At 40.3% G+C, this 7,857-nt stretch carries 8 protein-coding genes; 7 read left to right on the top strand and 1 reads right to left on the bottom strand.

Annotation, left to right across the window (positions count from 1 at the left end; genetic code table 11):
- On the bottom strand, positions 1 to 610 hold a 610-nt coding region (locus tag GX756_03395), incomplete at its 3' end, for a sel1 repeat family protein (protein NLC16904.1).
- A 223-nt stretch (positions 611 to 833) separates the two neighbouring features.
- Between GX756_03395 and GX756_03390 the strand changes: the two genes are divergently transcribed.
- The 7 genes from GX756_03390 to GX756_03360 form a co-directional block, all read left to right on the top strand.
- Complete coding sequence (locus GX756_03390; protein ID NLC16903.1) at positions 834 to 1,703, top strand: GTPase Era; 870 nt, start codon at positions 834 to 836, stop codon at positions 1,701 to 1,703.
- A gap of 111 nt (positions 1,704 to 1,814) precedes the next feature.
- Positions 1,815 to 2,570: an FtsQ-type POTRA domain-containing protein gene (locus GX756_03385; protein ID NLC16902.1), complete on the top strand. Its 756-nt coding sequence runs from the start codon at positions 1,815 to 1,817 to the stop codon at positions 2,568 to 2,570.
- A gap of 94 nt (positions 2,571 to 2,664) precedes the next feature.
- Entirely contained in the window at positions 2,665 to 3,771 is a 1,107-nt protein-coding gene (locus GX756_03380; protein NLC16901.1) for a hypothetical protein, read from the top strand.
- Between the two features lie 27 nt (positions 3,772 to 3,798).
- On the top strand, positions 3,799 to 4,935 hold the full coding sequence (ftsZ, locus tag GX756_03375) for a cell division protein FtsZ (GenBank protein NLC16900.1): 1,137 nt from the start codon (positions 3,799 to 3,801) through the stop codon (positions 4,933 to 4,935).
- 112 nt (positions 4,936 to 5,047) lie between these two features.
- Positions 5,048 to 5,893, top strand: a complete 846-nt coding sequence (locus tag GX756_03370) for a hypothetical protein (GenBank protein NLC16899.1) — start codon at positions 5,048 to 5,050, stop codon at positions 5,891 to 5,893.
- A 30-nt stretch (positions 5,894 to 5,923) separates the two neighbouring features.
- Positions 5,924 to 6,637, top strand: a complete 714-nt coding sequence (gene sigE / locus GX756_03365) for an RNA polymerase sporulation sigma factor SigE (GenBank protein NLC16898.1) — start codon at positions 5,924 to 5,926, stop codon at positions 6,635 to 6,637.
- A gap of 144 nt (positions 6,638 to 6,781) precedes the next feature.
- A partial coding sequence (locus tag GX756_03360) for an HD domain-containing protein (protein ID NLC16897.1) occupies positions 6,782 to 7,857 on the top strand: 1,076 nt, incomplete at its 3' end.

Genomic DNA, 7,857 nt, shown 5'->3' with positions numbered 1-7,857 from the left:
GATAATTATTTTGGGCGGCTTTTGAGTACCAATAGACCGCTTTTTTATAATCCTTTTCTACGCCGTGCCCTGTTTTGAAAAAATCGCCCAAATAAGTTTGGGCTTCGGGATAGCCTTTTTCGGCAAGTTGCGCATACCAATAAGCCGACATGACCGCGTCTTGAGGAATATCTTTGGAATGATTATATAATGTCGCTAACTTAAACTGCGCATCGACATAACCTTGACGGGCGGAGGGCTTGTACCATTTTAGAGCCTTGTTTATGTCTTTCTCTACGCCCAGCCCGAATTCATATAAAATACCCAAATGAAATTGCGCCAAAGCGTCGCCAGAAATCGCGGCTAATTTGAGCCAGTCATGCGCCTTTTGATAATTTTGGGCGATGCCGTGCCCGTTTTTATAACATAAGCCTAAACGGAGCTGGGCTTCTTTATTGTCTTGTTTTGCGGCCAAGGTATACCAATATACGGCTTTTTCATAATCTTGTTTTACTCCCTCGCCGTTATAATAGCAATTGCCAATCTTAACTTGGGCGGAAGCGTCGCCCTGAAAAGCCTTATCAAAGGTTCTTTTTAATTTTATGGATATTTCTTCGCCGCGGTATAACAAACTTTATTACCTTAAATGGAATTTATTGCCTAAATGGAATATCTATATTATATTATTATATTAAAATTTATAATCTTAATCAATATTAATTTTAACAACATTAAGGTTAAATTGGCAAAAATTGCTTTAAAACCCGCCAAGTTAAAACATAGACATAAAAAAGCTAATCTGTTACAATATCAAACAAATTAAAATATAAAAAATTTAGGTGAAGTAGTATCTAATGAAATCAGGATTTGTCGCAATTTTGGGCAGACCCAATGTGGGAAAGTCCAGCTTGCTTAACGCCATTATAGGAACAAAAATAGCCATAGTGACGCCCAAACCCCAGACCACTAGACGAAGAATAACGGGAGTATTGACTCAGGGCGATACCCAATTGGTATTTACGGACACCCCAGGCGTTTTTAAGTCCAGAAATGTTTTGGGCGAATACATGATGAAAGAAGTAAAAGCCGCGTCCGAAGAAACCGACATAATATTGCTTGTGTTTGACGCCACAGACGGCTTAACATGCGCGGACAAAGAAATAATAGAAAAATACAAGGACGCCACCGTCATAGCGGCAATCAACAAGACCGACATAGCCAAGCCTGACCAAGTATTGTCTATGATTGACGAGTTAAGGCATTACGAGCATATAAGCGAAATAGTGCCGATTAGCGCGCTAAAAGGAAAAAACATTGATGTTTTGATAGATGTGTTAAAAAAATATATAAAAGACGATGTGTTCTTTTATCCCCAAGACCAAATAACCGACCAAAGCATAACCGAGCGCATATCCGAAATCATAAGAGAAAAGGCGATGTTTTACCTGCAGCAAGAAATACCGCACGGCGTGGCGGTTGAAATTGAAAGATACGAAGACGGCAATATAGCGGAGATAGACGCGCTAATAATTTGCGAAAAAGACAACCATAAAGGCATAATAATAGGCTCAAAAGGCTCAATGCTCAAAAAGATAGGCTCCAAAGCCAGAGAGGAGCTGGAATTCATTTTGTGCAAAAAAGTGTTCTTGACCTTGTATGTCAAAGTCATAAAAGACTGGCGCAAGCGCAAAAATGTCCTATATGATTTGGGTTATTACGGCTAAGGGAATTTTTCGGTTTTTTCATAAAAATATTAAAAAATATCCATTATAGGTCATTTTTTTATAAAATTATCGGCTTTTTTTATTTTATAATGCCAATCGGGGTGAGAAAATTTGCGAAAAAAGCTGATAATTTTATTTTCTATTTTGACCTTTTTGGCTGTTATGATAACTCTAAACAGCACGGTCTTTAGCGTAAAAAACATCTCGGCGATAATCATAAACGCCGACGACGCGCCGCTATGCAAAAAAGTCAAAGACAGCGCCCAAATAGAGCCCCAAAGCATTTTTTTTCTTGACGAGTCCAAGATAATACAAAAAATCACTGAGAGCGTTCCCGAGGTAAAGGTAATAAAACTAGAAAGAAAATTCCCCGACAAACTTGTAATCCACGCCAAAAAACGCGCCAAGGCTTGTTACATAAAATATGAAAATGTGTTTTATATAATCAGCGAAGAGCTTACCGTTATAGACATAATCAATACCCGACCCGTTAACCTAAGCGAGTTATTTGCCCAAGACGATATTGATATGGGCGCCGCGCAAAAAGGGCGCGCGCTTTTAATGCATAAAACAGCCCAAAACGACCTTATTAATCTTTTCTGCTGCGTTAAAAATATAGGGCAAGAGTATTTTGATTTGATCCAAAAAATTTATTATTTCAGAAAAAGCAACGACATATACCTAAAAACAACCTCGGGAGTTTTCATACATTTAAGTTATACCAACAGGCTTCAAGAAAAAGTCCAGATAGCGTTTTCGCTGTATAACCATACGCCGCTTTACCGCGCGAACGGCGTGATTTGCGCTTATACCGACCATGAAGGCAACCTAAAAGCCTCATACAGACCCGAAGAAATTGAGTTTTAAAGCCTTATATATAATACTACTGTCAACATTTAATCTTGACTTAAAACCTTGTTTCAATATATAATTAAGATAATAAAAATACATAAGGAAACTAATGAGCAAACACAAAGCGGCGATATTGTCAATTGACTCTTCTCATATTACGGTATTGATCGGAAGCAGGAGCGTCAATAACACTTTTAGCATAAGCGGCGCGGGGGAAGCGGTTTACGACGGATACACAAACGGCGAATTTGTTGAACCTAGAAAACTAGCCGACAGCGTTTTGGAAGCCTTTGACGCCGTAAAGAGCCAAAGCAACCCTATTGACAAAATATTCGTGGGCGTTCCCGCGGATTTTTTAGAATGTTTAATAAAAGATGTTAATTTGTCGTTTCCGCGCCCCAAGGCAATAAAACCGTCCGATATAGACAGGCTTTTTGACGAAGGCGCGACCGTGTTAAGCCGCGAGTATAAGCTCATTAACCGTTCGCCCGTGTATTTTGAGGCGGACGGGCTCAAAACCCTGAAATACCCCAAAAGCAAGACCTCCAAAATAAGCGCCAAAGTTAGCTATATTTACGCCAAAAAAGTTTTTATAGAAATAATAAACGCTATTTTGGAGACTGCGGGCATTAGCGACGCGATATATTTGGGCTCGCCGCTGTGCCAGTATTTATATCTAATAGAGGACAAGGCGGCCGAAAAAAAATCGGTTATATTGGATATTGGACATATTGCGTCCAGCGTTGTTTGCGCCCAAGGCGAAGGCATAACATCGTTACAAAACTTTGCCTCGGGCAGCGGATTTTTAACAGTGATTTTGATGGAAGGGCTTGATATAACTTACAGCCAAGCCGAAACATTAAAACAACAGCTAGTATTGACTTTGGACCCGAGCGACAACGAGAGATATATTATTGACGAGTATTCAGCCGCGGTATCGGCAAAAAAGGCCAATGAGCTGGTAATAGAAGGCTTGTATAATATGGCTGAAACTATCGCCGAAAACATTGAAAAGGCTGCTATTCATTTTGACGAGTATACTTCGGTTTATCTAACAGGCGGCGAAATATGCAATATGCGCGGGGCAAAAGATATTTTTGAAAAAGTATTGGGAACAAGCATAGAGATTTTGAAACCCTCGGTGCCTATGCTTGACAAACCGCAGTTTTCCCAAATCGCAGGATTGCTGGATCTTGCGCTGACTCATACCAAATAGGTCGTTTTACGGAGGATAAAAAAATTTATGGCCAATTTTGACGATTTGACCGCTCCTGTATGCAAAATCAAAGTGCTAGGAATAGGCGGAGGCGGCGGCAACGCAATAAACAGAATGAAAGCGGTAGATATAAAGTCCGCTGAGTTTATATCTATCAACACGGACTTACAGGCGCTTAGGATGTCCAAGGCCGATATCGTGCTTCAAATCGGCGCCAAGCTTACCAAGGGCTTGGGCGCGGGCTCGGACCCGGAGATCGGCAGGAAAGCGGCAGAAGAGAGCAGGGACGCCATAGAAGAACTGATATCGGACGCCAACTTGGTGTTTATCACGGCGGGCATGGGCGGCGGCACGGGCACGGGCGCTGCTCCCGTTATCGCCGAGATAGCCAAGAGAAAGGGCATCTTGACCATAGCCGTCGTTACCAAGCCTTTCAGCTTTGAGGGAAACGTGCGCATGGCAAACGCCGAAAAGGGCATACAAGAGTTAAAAAAAGTAGTGGATACCCTATTAATAGTGCCCAACAACAAACTACTGCAAGTATTCCCCAAAGGCACGCCCATGGTAGAAGCGTTTAAATACGCCGACGACGTGTTAAGGCAGGGCATTCAAGGCGTAACCGACCTTATCGTAGTGCCTTCCCTTATCAACCTGGATTTTGCCGATGTCTTGACCATAATGAAAGACAAAGGCATGGCGCATATGGGCATAGGCGAGGGTAGCGGCGAAAACCGCACCATTGACGCGGTCAAAAAAGCGGTTTACAGCCCCTTGCTTGACACCACCATAGATTACTCCACAGGCGTATTGATTAATATCTTTGGCGGGATGGATATAACGCTTGACGAAGTAAACGAGGCCGTTGAGCTTGTGAAAGAAGTCGCCGACAAAAACGCCAATATTATTTTTGGCGCCGGTCTGGACGCCTCTTTAAACGGCAAGATAGTGATAACCATAATCGCCACGGGCTTTGACAAATCGGTTTCTTCTTATGTGCCCTCAGGCAAGACGGGCTTTTACAGCGCCCAATCCGACAAAAAAATTGCGCTGGAGCCTTTCAAAAAGCCCGAAAACTCGGCGGCTGAAACTTTCTTATCCAAAATCAATCCCGACCCCGATAACGACGATATCCCGCTTTGGATAAAAAAACATTTTAAAAAATAATAAAATATAAAATAGCCTTAAAAAGACCAAGAAAAAATCTTGGTCTTTTTTTGTATGTTTTTTTTGACAAAGAGCGAAATATTTTTTAATTTTGGGCATATATAATCAGACTATGGAAGTTTACATAGAATATGTAATCTTAGACAATTTTTTTATCACGCTCGCGATTTTGATTATAACCTCCAAATGTTTGCATATAAACATAATTCGGCATCGTATTATTTTGGCGTCGATTTTTGGAACATTTTGCGCGGTTTTGATTCCATTGATTAATATCCATAATATTTTATTGGTTCTCCTAAAAGCCGTAAGCGGGGGGCTAATTTGTTTGATAATTTTGAAAAAAACAAAAATAAAAAAATTTTGTTTGGTTTTTGCGACCTTTTTGGGCGTTACATTTTTTTTGGGCGGAATGAGCATAGCCGTATTATATATTTTAGGGCGGGATATTAACAGCGCATTTAAAATTAATTATTATAACGACTATCCTATAGGCGTAATTATAGCGAGCATAGTTTTGGCAGTGTTTTTCGCTGTTAGGTTTTTTATTGCGACCTGCCGCGCCAAGCATTTAAAGCCGTTTATAAGAAAAATACAAATCTTTTACCAAGATAAATCCATCAGCCTTAACGGGCTGATAGACAGCGGCAATAATCTTTATGACCCCGACAGCAATCTGCCCGTAGTAGTGGTCAATCAAAAAACGCTTTACTCTCTTTTAAACGACGAAAGTATTGTTAGTCTTGCCCAGGGCCAAAAACCCAAAATAAAAAGCGCGAAAATTATCAAATACGGAACAGCCTCGGACACAAGCCAAATATTAATTATAAAACCAGACAAAATTTTGATATATTCGGGCGATAAAGTGAATACGATATATGATGTAATGCTTGGATTTGCTCAAAATGTTATCGGAGGACAAACTTATGAAGCGCTTATCCATCCGGCGTTAATATAAATTTTTTATAAAAATACATTGGAGGTCGTTATGTTTTTAGTTAATTTGGTGTCCAAAATCTTGGAAGAGTTGTTTGGGAAAAAATGCGAAAATTACTTAAATTACATATACGGCAGCGAATCTTTGCCGCTGCCTATGGACATAGAGGAAGAGCGCGCGGCGTTGGAAAGACTGGAAGCCGGCGACCAGGAAATTAAATCCAAGCTGATAGAGCGGAACTTAAGGCTTGTCGTCTATATAGCCCGAAAATTTGACAACACGGGCGTAGAGGTTGAAGACTTAATAAGCGTGGGCACGATAGGGCTTATAAAAGCCGTCAATTCCTTTGATGTGAGCAAAAAAATAAAGCTGGCGACTTACGCTTCCCGCTGCATAGAAAACGAAATTCTGATGTATCTTAGGCGCATAGTCCGCCTAAAAAGCGAAATCTCGCTGGACGAACCCTTGAATGTGGATTGGGAGGGCAACGAGCTTTTGCTGTCCGATATATTGGGAACGGAATCCGACCTTGTGTATAAAAATATAGAAACATCGGTAGAAAACGACCTTTTGTGGCAAGCCATAAAAAAACTTAACGACCGCGAGCAAATAATAATGCAGCTAAGATTCGGGCTGGGCGGCAAGACCGAAAAAACCCAAAAAGAAGTGGCCGATATGCTGGGCATCTCCCAATCTTACATCTCAAGACTGGAAAAGAAAATTATCTTTAGGCTCAGAAAAGAAATGTCCAAGCAAGCCCTCTGAAAAAGAGCGGTTTTAATTTTTTAAAAATAATTTATTAATGTTATTCCTAATGTAGCGTCAAAAACATTAGATATTGCATGTTTTTATTTATTTTGATACACTAAATAAAAACCGTTTTTTTATATATTTTTTGGATAAAGTTCAATGAACCAAGGTTTAAGCGATTTTGTAAAAAATAAGCTAAAGGCTAAGGCGGAGCGCCGAAACAACCAGTATTCAACTTACGCCGCTAAGGACTTTGAAGCCATAAGAAGAAAGCCTAGCGGCAGTCAAAGCGTCTATCGGACGCCGTATATTGTTGATACGGACAGGATTATCCACAATCTTTTTTATAACCGTTATGTTGACAAAACCCAAGTTTTTTCGCTTTACAAAAACGACGATATAACAAGGCGCGGACAGCATATTCAATATGTTTCCCGCATAGCCCGCACCATTGGGCAGGCTTTGTCTTTAAATTTGGACTTATTAGAGGCCATAGCCCTAGGGCACGACATAGGGCATACGCCGTTTGGGCATAAGGGCGAGGAATTTTTAAACCAAAATTACCACAAGCATACCGGCAGGTATTTTAACCATAACGTCCACAGCGTTAGGGTATTGGACAAAATCACCAAGTCAAATTTGTGCTTGCAAACATTAGACGGGATTTTGTGCCATAACGGCGAAAAGCCCAAAGATATTTATAAGCCCTCGCGGCCTTATGATTTTGAAAAGTTTGACGAGATGGTTGAGCGCTGTTATACAGACCCCGACTATTCATCATCCCTTGTTCCCTGCACTTTGGAGGGCTGCGTAGTAAGAATAAGCGATATAATAGCTTATTTGGGCAAGGACAGGCAGGATGTCTTTAAGGTTTTGGGCGAAGACTATGGCGCCAAAATCTATACTCAAACCAATAGGGGAATCATAAAAGAAATTACCGACAGTATTATAAACAACAGCTTGGACAAAGACTATATTACAATGGACCAAGAAGTCTATCAAAAAATGCAAGATATTATGGATGAAAACTATGAGCTGATTTACAAAAACCCGCAAGTTACCGAAGTTTATTATCAAACCATCAAGCCAATGTTTGATTTGCTGTATGATAGATTTTTGAATGATCTAAAAACAAAAAATTATTCGTCATATATTTTTAAGCATCATATTAACTACGCCTATATAGCCCAAAATTACGAAGAAGACGGCTTGGACCTAAACAATGATTTGCATTG

Source organism: Clostridiales bacterium, from assembly GCA_012512255.1.
Taxonomy (GTDB): Bacteria; Bacillota; Clostridia; order Christensenellales; family DUVY01; genus DUVY01.
This window is presented reverse-complemented; position numbering and strand designations above follow the sequence as displayed.